This window comes from Labilibaculum euxinicum, assembly GCF_963678175.1.
GTDB classification, from domain to species: domain Bacteria; phylum Bacteroidota; class Bacteroidia; order Bacteroidales; family Marinifilaceae; genus Labilibaculum; species Labilibaculum euxinus.
In genome coordinates this window covers 4,340,393-4,357,446 of record NZ_OY782756.1, presented here as the reverse complement: position 1 = coordinate 4,357,446, position 17,054 = coordinate 4,340,393, and the positions used below count along the sequence as shown (strand labels likewise).

The window sequence follows — 17,054 nt, the reverse complement described above, 5'->3', positions numbered from 1 at the left end:
TTTCACTATAGTCGATTTGATAATAAGGAACAAACTGGTTTCTTCACTTTTTAATGATTACAGTACTATTCCATACACAATTTTAATTATAATTATGCATTTTTTATATTTTCATCATAAAGAAAGATATGCTCAAATTGTGGAGGAATATGAAAAAGAAAGCAAGAAATTATCTATATATGGAACCTTAAGTGTTATTCTATATATCGTCCTCAGTATATTGGTGTTTTTTAAATTTACCGTTCCATATATTGGTGGAATATTAAAATAATCATAGATTCAAATTGTTTTTTATACAGAACCACACAAAATATGTAAGCTACTCCTGACTTATAACCAGAGCTTATGGAGTAAAAGGATTTTTAATCCGGCAAGAGTTCCTTGATAATTTTGGTCTGCTTGCGTAGTGTAACGGAGTCCCGAAGATCGGGAGTACGACCACCACGCCCGTTATTTTGACCCCGAAGTAGGTAGATGGTGGGCAATTCCCGGCACTGCAAAGTGCTTCGCCGTATATGGCAATAGGAAATAACCTAAGCAACGTAGCAACTTCACTACTTTATATTTGTAACCGAGCAACATAATTGTGTATTAGCACCTGTCTGAGGTGTAGCAAAATTAAGCTTTTAAATCTACACCGAATTCTACACCCTTTTAATGTTGTTTTAGGGTTTAGATTGCCTTGGTACTAAATGAAGAAAGCCTTGTAAACGTTAAGTTTACAAGGCTTTTCCTTCTATTGCATTTCTGCATGGCGGAGAGAGAGGGATTCGAACCCCCGGTACCTTGCGGTACACGTGCTTTCCAAGCACGCACAATCGGCCACTCTGTCATCCCTCCAAGCAATATCTGTTAGGATAATTGTGCGGGACAAAAGTAAAACAAAATAGCGGATTACAAAAGATATTATGCGAAAAATGATTTAGAGCAGTCAATCGAATTGTACAGGTCATCAATTGTTTTTTGGAAATAGCTGTATATGTGGTTTTTATTGGGAAGAGTACAATGATTCTGCTTCTTTTAATTTTGCAGTTGAGAGTCGGCTTTTTCTGTATTTTCAATTTGTTTCCCCTTTTCTAATTTCAATGTATATTGAACACTTTCAGGTATTTCATGCCTGTAATGACTTACATATATAAGACTTACATTGCTGTGTCTGCATATTTTTTCAATAATGCGTTTGAAATTATTCTGTTGGTGAAGGTCTAATCCTTGAGTGGGTTCATCAAATATCAGTAATGGAGGATTTTTTACCAGTGCTCTGGCAAGGAGGCACAAGCGTTGAGTGCTTGCTGATACATTTTTGAATCCTTGAGTGGCAGAACTCTCAATTTCAAGAAGCTGCATCCAACGTTTAGCAATTTCAGCTTTAGCAGGATTTGATTTTCGGAAGAGACCTAAAGTGTTGTGAAATCCCGATTCAATTACCTGAAGGCATGAATTTCCATTTGGGAAATATTGAAAGAATTCAGGAGAGACGAAACCAATTTTCTTTTTAATATCCCAAATGCTTTCTCCGCTTCCTCTCTTCACACCAAAAAGAGATATGTTGTTAGCATATGCCTGAGGATTATCTGCGTTAATTAAGCTTAATAAAGTTGATTTCCCGGCACCATTGTGACCAAGCAATGCCCAACGTTCACTTTGTTTTATAGTCCAGTTTACATGATCAAGAATAGTGTGTTCACCATATTTAATCACTACATCTTTCATTTCAACAATGTTTTCGAAATTCTCCTGTTTGCTTGTTGCCAGCAGCTTTTTAAGTTCCAGATTATCAATTTCAGAAATGGCTGAAAAACTAACTTTTTCAGGCTTAAATTCAGATCGGGTGAGACTGCTTGTAATTCTTCCTTCGTTAAGAACAGCAACATGAGTAATTGCTTCCGGAATTTCGTTGGGCGAGGTAGTCATAACAATACCAATACCTGAATCAGATATTTCAGTTATCAGATTATTAATGTCTGTTCTCATTGCAATATCGAGTCCAGTAAGCGGATTGTCCAATAGGAGCAGCGTGGGATTTTTCAGCAGCGCCTTAGCAATAAGTAGTCTTTTTGTTTCCCCATTTGATAGCTTGATAAGGTGTTTATTTTTTAAATTTCGAAGATGTAAGCGATCCAGTACCTTATTGAGTGTCCACGTTTCGGGCGATGAAGATGGTTCAATTTTTGAAAGATACTGCTCAACGGTTTGAGTGTCCTCCGAATCAGCAGAGTTAAAGCGTTGCTGATAGTAAAAACTGGTGGTGTTGGATAAATTTGTAAAATTATGCTTTGTTGACACCTGACTGATCAAACTCTTCCAGGTAAAAAGAATTTGATTTCCATTTCGTTTTTTTGCTTTTGCATCCAGCAATGGATGTTTGAATTCTCCTTGCGAGATATGAAATTTACCTGCAATTGTTTTTAGAAGAGCACTTTTCCCCGAACCACTTGCTCCGATTATCGCCCAGTGCTGCCCTGTTTTCACCGAAAGATTAATATTTTCAAGAAGAATCTGATTAAGATACTGTACTCTTACATTTTCAAAAGAAATAATGGTTTGATTGGTCATAAGAAGTTTGTCTGGGCAAATTTTCTGCAAGTGGTAACTTTGGAGTCATTCAATTTTTATCGAAGTAAAGATAATTTATCTTTTTAGGATTTTAATATGGGAAGATGAAATTCAACAGGTAGTAAATTTATCCGTTCCTTTTACTGTTTTAATATTTAGCACATAAAACGAAAGTTTCAAATGAATGAAACACTTTTTACTGTGAAAAGTGTTTTTTTAGTGAGTGGATGATCTTGGGGCTCCGGCGAGTTCACGCAATAAATTATTAGCTGCCAATTTTCTTCCTTTTTCAAGACTCGGGTGTTTTACTCCAGGTAAAATACTTCCTCTAAAGGAACAGAAACGGGGGAGTTGTCTGCGTTGGTTTTCATTATATCTGCCATAAATTCCCACCATTTTTTCACCACTTCGGTTTGTCCTAAATCTTGCGAACCTCCGTTGCGGCTTAGCTTTTGAAATGCAAATAAAGTATTTGTTTCTTCATCTATAAAAATGGAGTATTCATTTACTCCAGCCTCTTTTAGTAATTGTTTAAGCTCTGGCCACAATTCATTATGGCGTTTTTTATATTCTTCTCTCTGACCTTCATTGAGGTGCATTTTAAAGGCTAACCGTTTCATTTTTTATGGAGTTTTGTATTTGGAAATTAATTTGTTCAAAAGGATGTGGAACTAAATTATTTACCGGAAGTGTTGTCCAGAAGATTATTCAGTATTTTTTCAGATACTTTAAATGCAGTGCCGTGTCGAATGCCTCTGGGTAAATTAATTGATTCTGAAATATCTTCCCAATTTTTTCCATCAAGTGAACGAATGGCACCATATTTTTTGTCTCTGTATTTATCGAAGTAAATGTAGATGTATTTCCCAATTTTTAATGGAGTTGGTCCTTCTACCCAGGAGTTCCCCGAAATATTATCAGAAACCTTTGTTGGGAATCCATCGGCCATATTTTTTGTGAAAACAATGCGCAAATTTTTCTCTTTAGGAACCGACATTTCATTTTTAATAACCATCATGTAGGTTGAATCGGTTTTAAGAATGGCTCCATCGATGACACTAAACCCCGGATCATAAAAGAGAGATGTGGGAGAGAAAGTTTTAAAATCAGTTGTAGTTGTGAAATATAGTCGGTGATTTAGCCCTTTTTCATTGCTTGTGGTTTCAATTTCCGGGAATTGTCCGGGAATTGTCGATGCCCAAACAATATAAAATAAATGGGATGCATCATCAAAAAATACTTCGGGAGCCCAGGTGTTTCGGGTTTCTTTAAAATGCTCCATTACAGGGATGTTTTTTTGTTCCGACCAGTGAATTAAATCTTTTGAGGAAGCGTATCCAATTCCTTGATCCCACCATCCTGTTGTCCAAACAAGACGAAATATTCCATCCTTCCCTTGGGTGATGCTTGGGTCGCGCATTAACCGATCTTTACCAATAACCGGTTTTAATAATGATTTACCATCCTTTACTGCTTCCCATTGATGTCCATCGTAACTATAGGCCAGATGAAGCCCATCCTGACCATTGTTTGTGAAATAGGAAAATAAGTAAACGTCTTTGTGATTTTCAGAACATCCAGGCAAAAGGATTAAAAGACAGATGATTAGTTTGAAGAAATTAAAGTTGATCATGAAAAATAGAGTTATAAAAAATTTATTACAAGATAAATGTAAGGATAATTATAATCATGGATTATCATACAAACTCCTGTAAAAAATGCCGTTTTAGATGGTATTTTTATTTAATTGTCTATTTTTAATTTTTGTAATACAGTTACTGCTAAATCAAAGAAAAGGGTATGTTCTTAAGGGATTATAAAATGAATAAAAGGCAAAATATTTTCATTGGAATATTTACAATTTCTCTTTTCTTTTCTTCCATGTTATGTGCCCAGGAATCCATACTGTTTAGTCAGATTAGTACCAAAGACGGATTGCCTCAAAATACTGCCCGAAGCATTGTTGTTGATAATATGGGTTTTTTGTGGGTTGGTACTCTGGATGGTTTGGTGCGGTATGACGGAACCCGGTTTATAACCTACAAACCAGAACCCGGAAGACCCAAAAATATTACCGATCAAAGAATCAGAAGTATTCATGAAGACAAGGATGGTTTTTTGTGGATTAAAACTTATGATAATTCATTTAATTGCTACAATCCCAAATTGGAACGTTTTATCGAATTTAGTTACGAGGGAAATACAGTACCGCTTTTGTTTACTAATTATTTGGAAACCCAAAAAGGAGAGGTTTGGTTGTGGGGCGATAGTGGATGTGTTAAAATCGAAAAAAATACGGAGGGGGTACCTGTTATAGCTTTTCATTCTGCATCAAATTCAAGCAAATTATCAGAAGATAAAGTGAATTTTGTGTTTGCAGATTCTTTAAACAATGTATGGATTGGCCGCGATTCGGGATTAAATAGAATTGATTCATCCGGCCATACAGATGAGTTTTACAATCAGGAGAATCTTGGTGTTTTCCGAAAGGCGATGCAGTTAAATTCAATTGTTTATTTTATGTCCGATGATGTGATTTGCCGTTATGATCTGAAGAAACATCTGTTTTTAGAGGCATTTAAATCTTCGGAGCGATGTTCTCTTCGGGATATAGCACAGCTGAACAAAGATAATTTGATTGTTTCATCATTGGAAAAAGGACTGTATAAAGTTGATGTAAATACGGGTGTATTTTCTAAAAATCCTTTAGGCAGTTCAAACCCTATTATTGCAGCCCCGCGTATAATTGTTGATGCCAAAAAAGGCATTTGGGTGTATGATGATTCAGGTCGGATGATTTATACCAATCCTATTACAGGCAAAACCAAAGAGATGCAGTTGATATCACCGGAGGTAGCCAGTGTTATTGATGATGGAAGATATAATGTTTTAATCGACTCGGAAGGAATTTACTGGATAACCACCTACGGAAATGGGTTGTATCAGTATAATGCGGAGAATGATGTACTAACCAATTATTTGTATGATAAAGTAGAAAACAGTCCGGTTTCGGATTATTTATTATCTATTGATGAAGATCATTTTGGAAATTTGTGGATTGGTAGTGAATATGCAGGTGTTATTAAGGTAACCAGAGAAAAATTCGATGTAAAATATATTATGCCGGAAAAGGATGAATCTATTGTTGCAAGTAACAATGTGAAGGTTATTTTTAAAGACTCAGACGGTAAGATATGGTTGGGTACAAAAAATGGCAGTCTGTATATATATGATGATCAGCTAAAAAATCAGAAGCGAATTGAGAAAAACATTAATCCCTATACCATAGCTGAAGATGACAAAGGACGGATTTGGGTAGGTACCAAAGGAAACGGGGTGTATATATACGATAAAAAATCGTATCAGCAATACCAACATTTTGTTAATGAGGAAGAAAAAGTCAATAGTTTGTGCAGTAATTCCATATTTGATATCATACAAGACTCTGAGAAAAGAATTTGGATCGCATCCTTTGGCGGAGGAATTGATTTGGTAGAGGAATCGGGGAACCGTTTTCGGTTTAATCATTATTTAAATAACAAAGGGAATATCAGTTTTGTAAGATGTTTACTGGAGGATAAAAAGGGACTTATTTGGGTAGGTACTTACGAAGGATTGATCTGTTTCCAGCCGGACGAATTCATTAAGAATCAGAATGTATATACCATTTATACATACAATCCAGGACATCCGGAAGGTTTAAACTGTAATGACGTAAAAGCGATTTTTGAAGATAGCAGAGGTGAATTGTGGATTGGGACAGCTGGCGGAGGATTGAATTTATTTGATGCTGACAGTCCTGATAAACAGGGTTCTTTCGTAAAATACACAAAAAAGGAAGGACTTCCGTCGGATATTATTACCTCCATTCTGGAAAGTAAGGATAGTGTACTTTGGGTAAGTACAGAGAGTGGTTTAACGCATATAGAAAAAGGGAAGAATACCTTTTTAACTTATCAGTTTTCGAACAGTACGTACGGCGATTTTTATAATGAGAATGCCTGTTTATTAAAAGAAGATGGCGAAATGCTGTGGGGAACTTTAGATGGCATGTTAGTACTGAATCCTGCCAGCATTGTTGTCAATCAAACAGTTCCTTTGGTTCAGTTAACCGATTTTTTTGTGAATGATCAGCGAATTGAAGCGGGGCAGGCTGATTCACCGTTAAAAGAGTCAATAAGTATTACAGATAAGATCGTGCTGGAACATGATCAAAATACTTTTACACTTAATTTTGCCTGTTTAGATATAACAGACCCTTCAAGAAATAAATATACATACAATCTGGAGCCTTACGATCAATATTGGAGTTCTCCAAACAGTAACAATTGGGCTACCTATAAAAATATGCCCGGCGGCAATTATAAGTTTCAGGTAAAAGGAGCTAATGCTGACGGCGAATGGAATAATGAGATAAGAACGTTTCAAATTACTGTTTTACCTCCTGTTTGGAGAACGAATTATGCAATAGCTTTGTATATTCTAATTATTCTGGGAATAGCATTTGTAATTATTCGTTTTTTATTACGAATCAGTTCGCTTAATAATGCTGTTAAAATGGAAAAACAGTTAACGGATTATAAACTACGCTTTTTTACGAATATATCACATGAATTCAGAACTCCGCTTACTTTAATTAAAGGAGCTGTTGAGAGAATGAATGATATGAAAGAGCTTCCTGCTGAAGTCTCTAAAAATGTCAGCTTGCTTAATCGCAATACAACTCAAATGTCGCGATTGATTGATCAGCTATTGGAGTTCCGCAAACTGCAGAACAATGTATTGACTCTAAATCTGGAGATGACGGATATCTCAGATTTTACCCGTAATGCTTACTATGCTTTTAAAGAAATAGCGTTTCAAAAAAATATAGAATACCAGTTCGAAGGGATCAATGGGAAATGGGATTTTTATATCGATAGAAATAAAGTTGAGAAAATATTGTTTAATCTGCTTTCCAACGCCTTTAAGTTTACTCCTGCAAAAGGAAAAATTACCTGCAGAGTAGTTAGGGATGCTCATAACGGGAATTGCATAATAAGTGTGATTGATACAGGAGTTGGTATTCCCAAGGAAAAAAGGGAGTTCCTTTTTGGCCGTTTTATGAAGTTGAATACTTCGACAGAAGGAACCGGAATTGGTTTGGAATTGGTTAAAGAATTCACTGAAACTCACAAGGGCAAAGTGAAATACAACCCAAATCCAGAGGGAGGTTCTATTTTTACGGTTGAATTACCTTCTAAAAAAGAAGTGTACAGCGATGTTAAATTTTTAGATGTTGTAGATGCCGGTGATAATGAAGAGGTTCAGGCGGAGCACAATGAGGATCACCTTATTCAAAGACCCCTTAATCCGCATCATTGGAAAATATTGGTTATCGATGACAATTATGATATTAGGGAGTATTTGAAAGACGAATTGCAGCATCATTTTGATATTGAGTTGGCTGCAGATGGTAAAGAAGGATTGGATAAAGCCATTGAATTGAACCCAACATTGATAATTTGTGATGTAAAAATGCCGCAAATGGATGGTTTGGAAGTAACCCGAAGGCTAAAAGATAATTTTGAAACAAGTCACATTCCAATTATTTTACTGACTGCCATGTCCTCAGATACCATTAAGCTGCAAGGGAGTGAATGTGGTGCCGATGAGTATATTATGAAACCTTTTAGTTTTAAATATTTACTATCCCGGGTGTATTCTTTAATTGATCAGCGTGAGAGGCTTAAAAAACGTTTTTCTGTTGATGTTGAGGTTAAAAAAGGATTGTTAAGTCAGGGGAATAAAGATCAGGCATTTTACGATTTAATTAATGAAATTATCGATAAGCATCTTGCAGAGCCAAGCTTTACTGTAACTGAGTTTACAGAACTGGCAGGACAAACACGAACTATATTTTATAAAAAGGTGAAAGGTCTCACTGGGTATTCGCCAAATGAATTGATTAAAATAAAAAGAATGAAGAGAGCTGCCGAGCTGATTCTTGAAGATAAATACAATGTATCTGAGGTTTCCTGGCAGGTAGGAATTGAAGATCCATTCTATTTTAGTAAGTGTTTTAAGGCACAGTTTGGCTGTGCCCCTTCAAAATATGGAAAGTAAAGATTACAGCTGAAATTACATGCTTAGAGTACAATTTCACTTATTATAAAAACGTGGCTTAACTTTTTGTCTTGTTTTTTGTAGGAAATCCAATAGTTATTGGGGCTCAACTTCGCGCTCTTACTAAAGCGTCGGGTTAAAACAAAAGCTATTAAAAAAATTCCGAAAATGCATGGTGCATAAAAACGAGCCCTGCAACTATTTGTGTATAAAGAGTAGAATTTGCCACGACCGCAGCAGTCGTGGTACTATACCGGTAACCGTCGTAGTACTGCACCAACAACAGTCGTGGTACTATACCGGTAACCGTCGTGGCACTGTACCAACAACAGTCGTGGTACCATACCAACAACCGTCGAAAGAAACTATAAAAAAAAGAGACTGCCTTTTAATAAGACAGCCTCATAACATTACAAAATGGATTGACTGCTATTCTTTAAAATCAAAATCCAATATCATTCTAATTCCTTCGTCACCTACTTTTATGCGGATATTTCCCGGCTGACTATGTGGTCCCTGCATGGATATTGGTTTGAAAGATTGAATCGCCGGAATATCGTATAAAAAGGATATATCTCCAGACGGGAAGGCCGGCATTGTGTGTCTTCCTTCCATTCTTCCTTTGGGTTCTTCGGGGGTCAGCATTCGCAAGAACACGCCGTCGCTTTCAGAATATACCGTAAATGGAGCCTCATCAGACTGTATGGCAGCCCAATATAAATTGGCATGAAAGCCTTTGAATTCAGGATAAGTTAATCCGTATTCACTTTCTCCGGTTATGGTGTTGTTGTAATCTTTTTGCCAAAGATTATAGTTGGTTCCTTTTACTCTGTTTTTCCATACCCGATAAGGACCGCGGCCAAACCATTCCATTCCTTTAACTATTTTTTCGGGGTACGAGAAGGTTAAACCAAAATTATTTATTTCGTTGTCGGTAAATGCATCGTCAAAACCTTTGCCTCCGCCAGCTCTGTTCAGCATCACAGCATTCATATTTAAAAGTCCTTGTGCATTCATTGTCCAAACAATAGAATCGATACCACCCAGATATTTTGCAACAAACTGAGCGCTGTGCTGATTTTGTTTTGCATAGCATTCTTTGTACTGAATTTTCATGCCTACAGCAACAGGTCCATTGGTAAAAGGAACAATTCCTTTTTTGTTTTTTACCTGTAAAATCTGACCATTTTGCTGATTAAATGATACAGATACTCCATTTGCTTCCAAAGTAGTAATACTGTCCGTTTCCGTAAGCTTTACATCTCCATCTTTGGTTGTACCGGCATGTTGTAATTGGAAGTATTCACCGGCGTATTTTACAGGCCAGCTCCAGTTGCAGATTTTATGTCCTGCAGGATCGAATGCTTCAATTTCTAAAACAGTGGCATCAAAGAAATTAGCAGGTAATTCCATTTTGGCAAAACCTGTTTCGCCAGGATCTATTTGTGGAAGAGAAACATTACCCTTGCCTAAAATCTCTTTTTTAGATCCTTTTAAAGGAGAATTAATTTTATACAGTTGATACGTCATTTTACAGTCCTTTAAATTGGTGTAAAGGAATCTGTTTGATAGGGTAAATTTACCTTTAAACGAAGGGGTGATGTATAGCTTTTTGAACTGAATAGGAGCCCAAACCTCACGAACGGTAAATACACTGCCTTCTTTTTCACGGTAAGGTCCAACAATACCATCAGGAGCTCTAAAGTCGTCAGAGTCAAGAATGCCGTTTTTATCAGTACGTTTCACTGCATTATCAGCAAACGACCACATAAAAGCACCTGCAAATAATGGGTGAGAGGTCCAGTTGTCCCAAAAATCCTCTAAACCTGCACCAAGTCCCTGATCATACATTCCATGCATGAACTCGGTTGGCATAAATACTTTATAGCCGTTGGTTAATCGGGCAACACCAGTTAAGTAGGCAGGGTAGTGGTGGGCATCAATTCCATTAAAGTCGGCCCAAGGGTGAATCACATGCCGGTTCTGAGGATCGTAATCGGCAAAATGCTGATCGAGATCGTAGTTCCAGCCTCCTTCATTGCCATTGCTCCACAATACAATACATGGGTGATTTACATCGCGGGTCAGCATTTCTTTTTGCAGTTTTGATCCCACTTCGGTGTCGTAGCAGTTTTGCCACCCGGCCAATTCATCTACCACAAACAAACCGATTGAATCGCACATGTCCAGAAAGTGCTGATCGGGAGGGTAGTGAAAACGAACAGCGTTGATGTTCATTTCTTTTAATAAAAGAGCATCGCTTTTGCTGATTTCACGATTGGTGGTTCGTCCTCCTTCCGGATAAAATGAGTGGCGGTTGATCCCTTTCATTACAATTTTGGTATCATTTACATAAATACCATCTTTTGCCCTGAATTCAACCGTTCTAAAACCAATTCTTGACCACCACTCGTGCAAAGTTTTATTGTTTTGGTCGGTTAATTTAAGGTGCAGTTTGTATAGTTGAGGATTTTCAGGATTCCAGCTGATAACATCATCCCATTTTGTGCTGATGTGTTGTTTTTTGCCATTCAGAGTCAATGGAATGGTTTTGGATGCAAATTTACCTTTTCCTGTTAAGGGTTCAATCGTGGCAATAATTTTACCTGATTTTATTTCTTCAGACAAATCAATGTCAGCATTCAAACTCCCGTCGGCTTTTGCATCCAATGCCACATGGTTCATTGCTGTTTTAGGTTTTGCTTCTAAATAAACCGGACGGTAAATGCCGCCGAAAGTCCACCAATCGGCTTTTCTTTCGGCGTTGTTGATGCTGTTGTTTGCCGAGTGTTTGTGAACAATCACCTTAAGATCATTCTTTTTTCCGGTAGTGATTTTATGGGTAATATCGTATGAAAAACGATAAAACCCGCCTTGGTGCATCTCTCCGGCTTTTTCTCCGTTAATGAATACTTCAGTATCTGTCATGGCGCCTTCAAAAACAATCGAGATTTGCTGTCCGCTCCATTTTTTTGGCACCTTAAATGAGTATTTGTAGGTGCCGGTTTCTTTCGAAGGCTCAACTCCCTTTTTCTTGTACCATCTGCCATAAGTATATTCTCCAAAGCCCTGCAGTTCCCATTGCGAAGGAACTTCTATCTGACTCCATTTTTGGCTGTTTTGACCAGCAGAGCAGTAAAAATCCCAGGTAACTGTATTTCCCAATCCAGTTCCGGATAAATATTGCCGTTCAGTTTGCTGTCCCGTTGCGCAGAAACAGGTTAACAAAAGCAGGTAGGTAATGAGTTGATGTTTCATGTGGTATGTATTATTGTTTGATATTAAGCTTGTCTTGGAAATGTTATGAGTTATGAGTTGTGAGTTGTGAGTTGTGAGTTGTGCCCAAGAACCTGCAACATATAACTTTTTAGCTAATCTAATTGTTTTCCAAATCTATATTTTTGTTGTTTTCCAGGAGCAAATCATCGTTTGATTTTAAATGAAGATGCTCACATTTCCAGTTTTTGGCATATTTGATTACTCCGGCATTTTTACCTTCTATGCTTACATCACAGAATTTAAAACCTTCAATGGTACTGCTTTTAATTCCAACGACATTGATACAGCGTTTAGCTCCGGTGGCTTTAATATTGGAGAAGGATATGTTTTGGAACTTTGGAGTTCCATCCTTAGGATCAACATAGGCCAGCATTTTTTTCCAATACTCAGGCAGTGTTTTATTCTTGTATTCTTCAGGAAGCAATGATGTGCTGTAAGCTGGATTCCAGTCCAAATCAACAGACAGAGGATATTTAACCTTATTCATGGTGATATTTGCCAGATGAATATCCTCGATTTTGCCTCCCCGTTGAATCGTACTCTTAAAACGTAAACCAAAGGATGTGCCTTCTGCTGTTAAATTATACGCAACAACATGTCTGATGCTGCCGGATGTTTCGCTCCCGATTGTAAAAAGTCCGGCTCCCATTCCTGCATAACAATTTCTGATTACAATGTATTCACAAGGTCGGTTTACCCGCAGACCATCGCTGTCGCGTCCTGCTTTCAAGCAAAAATTATCATCATTGCAATTGATATTGCTGTTTTGAACCAAAATAAACGAAGAGGAATCGATATCCACACCATCGGTACTAGGTCCGTGTCCTTCAATATTGTTACTAATAGTAACATCATTAACGGTTACGTATTTCGAGTACAGAATATGAAGACTCCAAAAGCCCGGCTGATACAGTACTATTCCATCAATAGTGATGTTTTCAGAATCAGATATTAATATTCCTCTGGGTCTTTCACAATCGTAATCTACAATCCATCGAAGTCCTTTGGGTTCATATTCCTTGCGCATGTTCCAGTATTTGTCCCAAAACACTTTTCCTTTGCCGTGAATTGTTCCATTTCCTGTAATGGCAGCATTCTTTTTGTCAATAATATTAATGAGTGCAGCCGGCCATTTCATTTCAATGCCTGCAACACGGGTATCAATTTGTTTGTAATCTTCCAGATTCTGACTCCCGGTCAGCATGGTTCCTTTGGGGATGTTGAAATTAACGTTGTTGCCGATAAAAAGCGATCCTGTTAAATAAACACCAGGTTTAAACGTTACTGTTCCTCCTCCGGCCACTTCAGCCTCATCAAGTGCTTTTTGAATGGCTTTGGTATTTAAAACAAGAGCATCTCCAACGGCTCCGTAATCTTCTACATGAAACACTGCATTATGATCTGGAAAAGTATGGCTGCCCGCATTTTCCATCCAGGTAAATTTAGGGATTGAAGAATTATTCTGCCCCAATGCGCTAAATCCGCAAAATAGGAGTATGATAAATTGTAATGACTTCATAGGGTATCTGAACTTTTAATTCGAAAAGTTAACGGGTATTAATTTTACTTCACTGTTTAAGCCGGCAGGCATTGTTTTCCAATTCGCATAACCTGTTTTTTTATAGTTAAGGTCAACCAGATTAATTTCCTTGAAAATACGCCATTGAACTCCTTTTTGATCTAAACTTGCGATGTGATTGGCTGGTAAACCTGTTACCTCTATTTCTATTGCATTAAGACCGTTTTTAAGGTATTTGCCAACAGAAAGTTCGTAGGGTACCGACCACAGTGTTTGAATATCAACATTATTCAGTCTTACTCTGGCTGTTTCTCTCACATCACCCAAATCAAGAATCCAGTCATCAGCCGTTTTTTTATTCACCGTAAATGTTGTTGAATAGACCGCTGTCCCCATATTTTCTTTGGCCTCAGGAATCTTTAGATCGGTCCAGGGAACTAATTTTGGAATAGCAAAGGTGTCGGTGATAGCAGGGATGCTCTCTTTAAATAATATTTTCCAGTTGTTGTTCAGTACAAATGGATTTCCTGTTTCTTTAAGATAAGGCCAGTTTTCAACCGTAACGTTTGTCGAAAATGTTTGGAGTATCAGTGATTCTCCGGATTTTAACTGCAGCCTTACTTTTGTTTTATCATCGGCTTGTTTTATTTGTGCTTTTCCTTTTTGTCCATTGACAGGATTGAAAAATACGACTGATTCAGCTTGCTTTGGTAAAGTAATCCAGGTATCTGTATCCTCAGCTTTAAGTGCAGAAACAAAATAATGATACCCCTGGCTGTTTTTCCTGCGAATGTATTTAAGATCCGCTTTTGTTTTAAATTCTTCAGCAACAATTCCTGTAGCCGCAAGTGTATTTTTATAATCCGTTCCGGTAATGATTTTTCCTTTCGAAAATGAGCTTACTGTGGTTTCGTTAAAGTCAACATCAGGCAGCTGATCACTTAAAGTAATAAATTGTTTTCTTCTGTTTTCCAGATTTCCATATCCGGGAACATCTTTAGGATAATTTCCCATGAACACAATTTGTGCACCTTGTTTGGCCAGATCAATCAGTTTTTTAATAACCTCCGCCGGCATTTTATCTACAGAAGGTATAATTAAAGCTTTATACGAAGTTCCTCCCGATGTAATGAGATGTCCGTCTTTAAATTCAGTGCTTGTGATAAATGAATCCGAAATATAGTCCATATCATAGCCGGCGTCACTAATTTGGTTGACTACATGAATAAATTCCGGAGCACGCTGTTTCATTTTATGGATATCGAATTGTAATAATTTACCGTCCACTTTGTGCCACATATCGTAAACAGGTAAATAAACCAAAAAATCATTATCGGGTTTACCCATTTGTAAAAACGATTGTACGCGTGAGATATATTTAAAAAAGGGTTTTGCATCGCGCCACAATGGGTTGGTTGGACTCATGTCCACCGAAGCATAAAATTTCCATCCCGGCCATGCAGCCTCAGCCGGACTATAGGTAGTGCCGTGAAAGTAAACGTGATTAACGCCTGAAACAAACATCAAATCCAAATCGGGTTTACACTGAGAGAAGGAGGTGCGAAAATGCTCGGTAAGCCATGTAAATGTTTCTGAAGAAGTGTATTTCTTTCCTGAAATATGAGCCGCTGATGAAGCGTATTTTAACATGGAAAAATCGGAGTCGTTATGACGTGTTAAAGAATCTTTACGAAGACCTTTAATGTGAAAGTCGGACAATCCAAATCCTTCGCATTCGGGCACATCTACTGCGGCATAAATATCAATTAAGTTAGCCGGCGAACCGTGTGCCTGATTCCGGGTTTTACTATTCAGCTTGTGTGCCCACTCAGTCCAGGGCTTGGTAAAGTTTTCCAATAATAATTTCGAAAGTGTCTCTCTGTAATCCGAAACGATTCTTGCTGTAGTTTCGTTTCTTGTAGTATCTAAAAATTGAGGAAGATAATCCTGTAATTTATAGCCTTGCATTTGTTCAAATTCAGCAAGAAACCCTGGAGTCCAGTCTGCATTGTATACTTCGTAACTATCATTAAAAAAGTAATTGGGAACAGGCGCACCGCTTTCGTTAAAGGCTTTCGTAAATTTACTCAGGTATTTCTCTACACTTTCTTTCGAAAAATGATTCAAAACCAAACCTTTGCCACCAGGAGCAGCTCTTTTAACCTGCTGAAAAGTATTTCCCTCGAAAAGAGCAATTAATGTCCATTTACCAACAGGTGCTTTCCAATCAAGTTTTTTATTACTAACCTTTTCCGTTAGGTCTACTATTTCTCCTTTTTCGGAAAAAGCCATTAAACTTGCCAGTTTTGCCGTTTCTGCCTGCTTTTTCTCATCAGGTAGAATCAATTGATTGAATTGTTGACCTTTTGACAATTTAAATTCCTTGATTAACAATCGACCGGCAGCATCTTTTAGCCCAACATCAGGTCCGCCAAATGGCCAACCAGTTCCGGTATTCATGTCGATATTTATCCCCAGTTTTTCAGCCTCTTTTTGGGTGTGAGAATATAATTCCATCCATCTGTTGGATAAGAAGTCAACTTCATTGGAATCATTTCCCTGAACACCATAAATTGGTGTGATCTCCAGAGAACCTAGTCCGGCATCAGAATACAATTCCAGATTTCGCGACAGGTTTGCTTCATCTACAGCACTGCCCATCCACCACCATCGGGTTCCGGGTTTCGTGTTCACAGATTCTTCGGGCCATTGAACATCCGGCTGGCAGCGTACAAGTAGAAAAGGAATTAAAAGCAGTGTTGCTAATTTAGCTGTGTTTTTACGGGATAAGAACATGGTTTGCTATGTCTTTAAGGTTTTGTTTTTTGATTTCTGCTGCTACTATTTCTGCAATTGCTGCAGCTCCGGGAGCCTGCAGGTGTGTATCATCCTGAGAACCATCTGGTCGGATTGAATCTATACCTGCTTCTATCCACATGTACAATTTTTTTGAGGGTTCGTCGCCCATCATGATAATCAAATCCCTTGATTTCAGCCAGGTATCTATTAGTGGAATATTTAAAGAATCGGCCAATTGACGGGTAATGGCTGGATATCCTTTTAACCGATCATCAAGTAAACCATTGTCTTTAAAGGTTCTCATCACAATTGATGTGGCCAAAATTGGCCGGGCTTTTTTTGCCTGTGCTTCCTTCACCATAGTAATCAGATTTCTTTTGTAATCAGGGTAGGAGGCATGTCTTTCCGGTTTTGAAGAAGCATCGTTATGACCAAATTGTATGATCACATAATCATTTGGTTGAAGAGAATCAACTACTTCTTTCCATCGTCCTTCTGCCAAATAGCTTTTGGTGCTTCTGCCTGCTTTCGCCTTATTAACAACAGTAACGTGTTCATCGAAAAAATCGGGCAGCATCTGAGCCCAGCCTCTCATTACGGTTTTTGTTGTGTCGTAGCTTTGAGCTGTAGAATCGCCTGATATAAATATACGAACGTCTTTTGGTTGTTGTGCACAACAAATGAAAAGGACAGTGCTTATAGCGAGTATTGATATTGCTTTAAATTTCATGTTTTTACTGATTTTTTATCTTGATTTGAATGTGCTTTAAAAACTTCTTGAGTTATCTTATTGACC

The 17,054-nt window shown here is 37.7% G+C and carries 8 protein-coding genes and 1 tRNA gene; 1 reads left to right on the top strand and 8 read right to left on the bottom strand.

What is annotated here, in order from left to right; translation table 11 throughout:
- Positions 1 to 752: 752 nt before the first annotated feature.
- From ACY0M5_RS17295 to ACY0M5_RS17280, 4 genes are all read right to left on the bottom strand, one after another.
- Positions 753 to 840, bottom strand: a tRNA-Ser gene (locus ACY0M5_RS17295).
- A 180-nt stretch (positions 841 to 1,020) separates the two neighbouring features.
- A complete protein-coding gene (locus ACY0M5_RS17290; protein WP_461630027.1) occupies positions 1,021 to 2,556 on the bottom strand; it encodes an ATP-binding cassette domain-containing protein in 1,536 nt (511 codons plus the stop codon).
- Between the two features lie 305 nt (positions 2,557 to 2,861).
- Positions 2,862 to 3,176: an L-rhamnose mutarotase gene (gene rhaM, locus ACY0M5_RS17285; protein WP_461630026.1), complete on the bottom strand. Its 315-nt coding sequence runs from the start codon at positions 3,174 to 3,176 to the stop codon at positions 2,862 to 2,864.
- Between the two features lie 56 nt (positions 3,177 to 3,232).
- Positions 3,233 to 4,189: a glycoside hydrolase family 43 protein gene (locus ACY0M5_RS17280; RefSeq protein WP_461630025.1), complete on the bottom strand. Its 957-nt coding sequence runs from the start codon at positions 4,187 to 4,189 to the stop codon at positions 3,233 to 3,235.
- A 188-nt stretch (positions 4,190 to 4,377) separates the two neighbouring features.
- Here ACY0M5_RS17280 and ACY0M5_RS17275 point away from each other — a divergent pair, with 188 nt between their 5' ends.
- Positions 4,378 to 8,661 (top strand): hybrid sensor histidine kinase/response regulator, encoded by a 4,284-nt coding sequence (locus tag ACY0M5_RS17275; protein ID WP_461630024.1) that lies wholly within the window; start codon positions 4,378 to 4,380, stop codon positions 8,659 to 8,661.
- A 429-nt stretch (positions 8,662 to 9,090) separates the two neighbouring features.
- Here the strand turns inward: ACY0M5_RS17275 and ACY0M5_RS17270 are convergent, their stop codons facing one another.
- The 4 genes from ACY0M5_RS17270 to ACY0M5_RS17255 all read right to left on the bottom strand — a co-directional run bounded on the left by ACY0M5_RS17270 (position 9,091) and on the right by ACY0M5_RS17255 (position 16,988).
- Positions 9,091 to 11,919, bottom strand: a complete 2,829-nt coding sequence (locus ACY0M5_RS17270; protein WP_461630023.1) for a glycoside hydrolase family 2 protein — start codon at positions 11,917 to 11,919, stop codon at positions 9,091 to 9,093.
- A gap of 118 nt (positions 11,920 to 12,037) precedes the next feature.
- Complete coding sequence (locus ACY0M5_RS17265; protein WP_461630022.1) at positions 12,038 to 13,459, bottom strand: glycoside hydrolase family 28 protein; 1,422 nt, start codon at positions 13,457 to 13,459, stop codon at positions 12,038 to 12,040.
- A 15-nt stretch (positions 13,460 to 13,474) separates the two neighbouring features.
- Positions 13,475 to 16,255, bottom strand: coding sequence for an alpha-L-rhamnosidase (locus ACY0M5_RS17260; RefSeq protein ID WP_461630021.1), 2,781 nt, complete (start codon positions 16,253 to 16,255; stop codon positions 13,475 to 13,477).
- Positions 16,239 to 16,988, bottom strand: coding sequence for a rhamnogalacturonan acetylesterase (locus ACY0M5_RS17255; RefSeq protein WP_461630020.1), 750 nt, complete (start codon positions 16,986 to 16,988; stop codon positions 16,239 to 16,241). Before ACY0M5_RS17255 ends, ACY0M5_RS17260 begins: the two co-directional genes overlap by 17 nt.
- Positions 16,989 to 17,054 lie beyond the last annotated feature (66 nt).

Coding starts and splice junctions, on each gene's coding strand:
- ACY0M5_RS17260 (WP_461630021.1), bottom strand. CDS start 16,255: ATGTTCTTATCCCGTAAAAACACAGCTAAATTAGCAACACTGCTTTTA.
- rhaM (WP_461630026.1), bottom strand. CDS start 3,176: ATGAAACGGTTAGCCTTTAAAATGCACCTCAATGAAGGTCAGAGAGAA.
- ACY0M5_RS17290 (WP_461630027.1), bottom strand. CDS start 2,556: ATGACCAATCAAACCATTATTTCTTTTGAAAATGTAAGAGTACAGTAT.
- ACY0M5_RS17275 (WP_461630024.1), top strand. CDS start 4,378: ATGAATAAAAGGCAAAATATTTTCATTGGAATATTTACAATTTCTCTT.
- ACY0M5_RS17280 (WP_461630025.1), bottom strand. CDS start 4,189: ATGATCAACTTTAATTTCTTCAAACTAATCATCTGTCTTTTAATCCTT.
- ACY0M5_RS17265 (WP_461630022.1), bottom strand. CDS start 13,459: ATGAAGTCATTACAATTTATCATACTCCTATTTTGCGGATTTAGCGCA.
- ACY0M5_RS17255 (WP_461630020.1), bottom strand. CDS start 16,988: ATGAAATTTAAAGCAATATCAATACTCGCTATAAGCACTGTCCTTTTC.
- ACY0M5_RS17270 (WP_461630023.1), bottom strand. CDS start 11,919: ATGAAACATCAACTCATTACCTACCTGCTTTTGTTAACCTGTTTCTGC.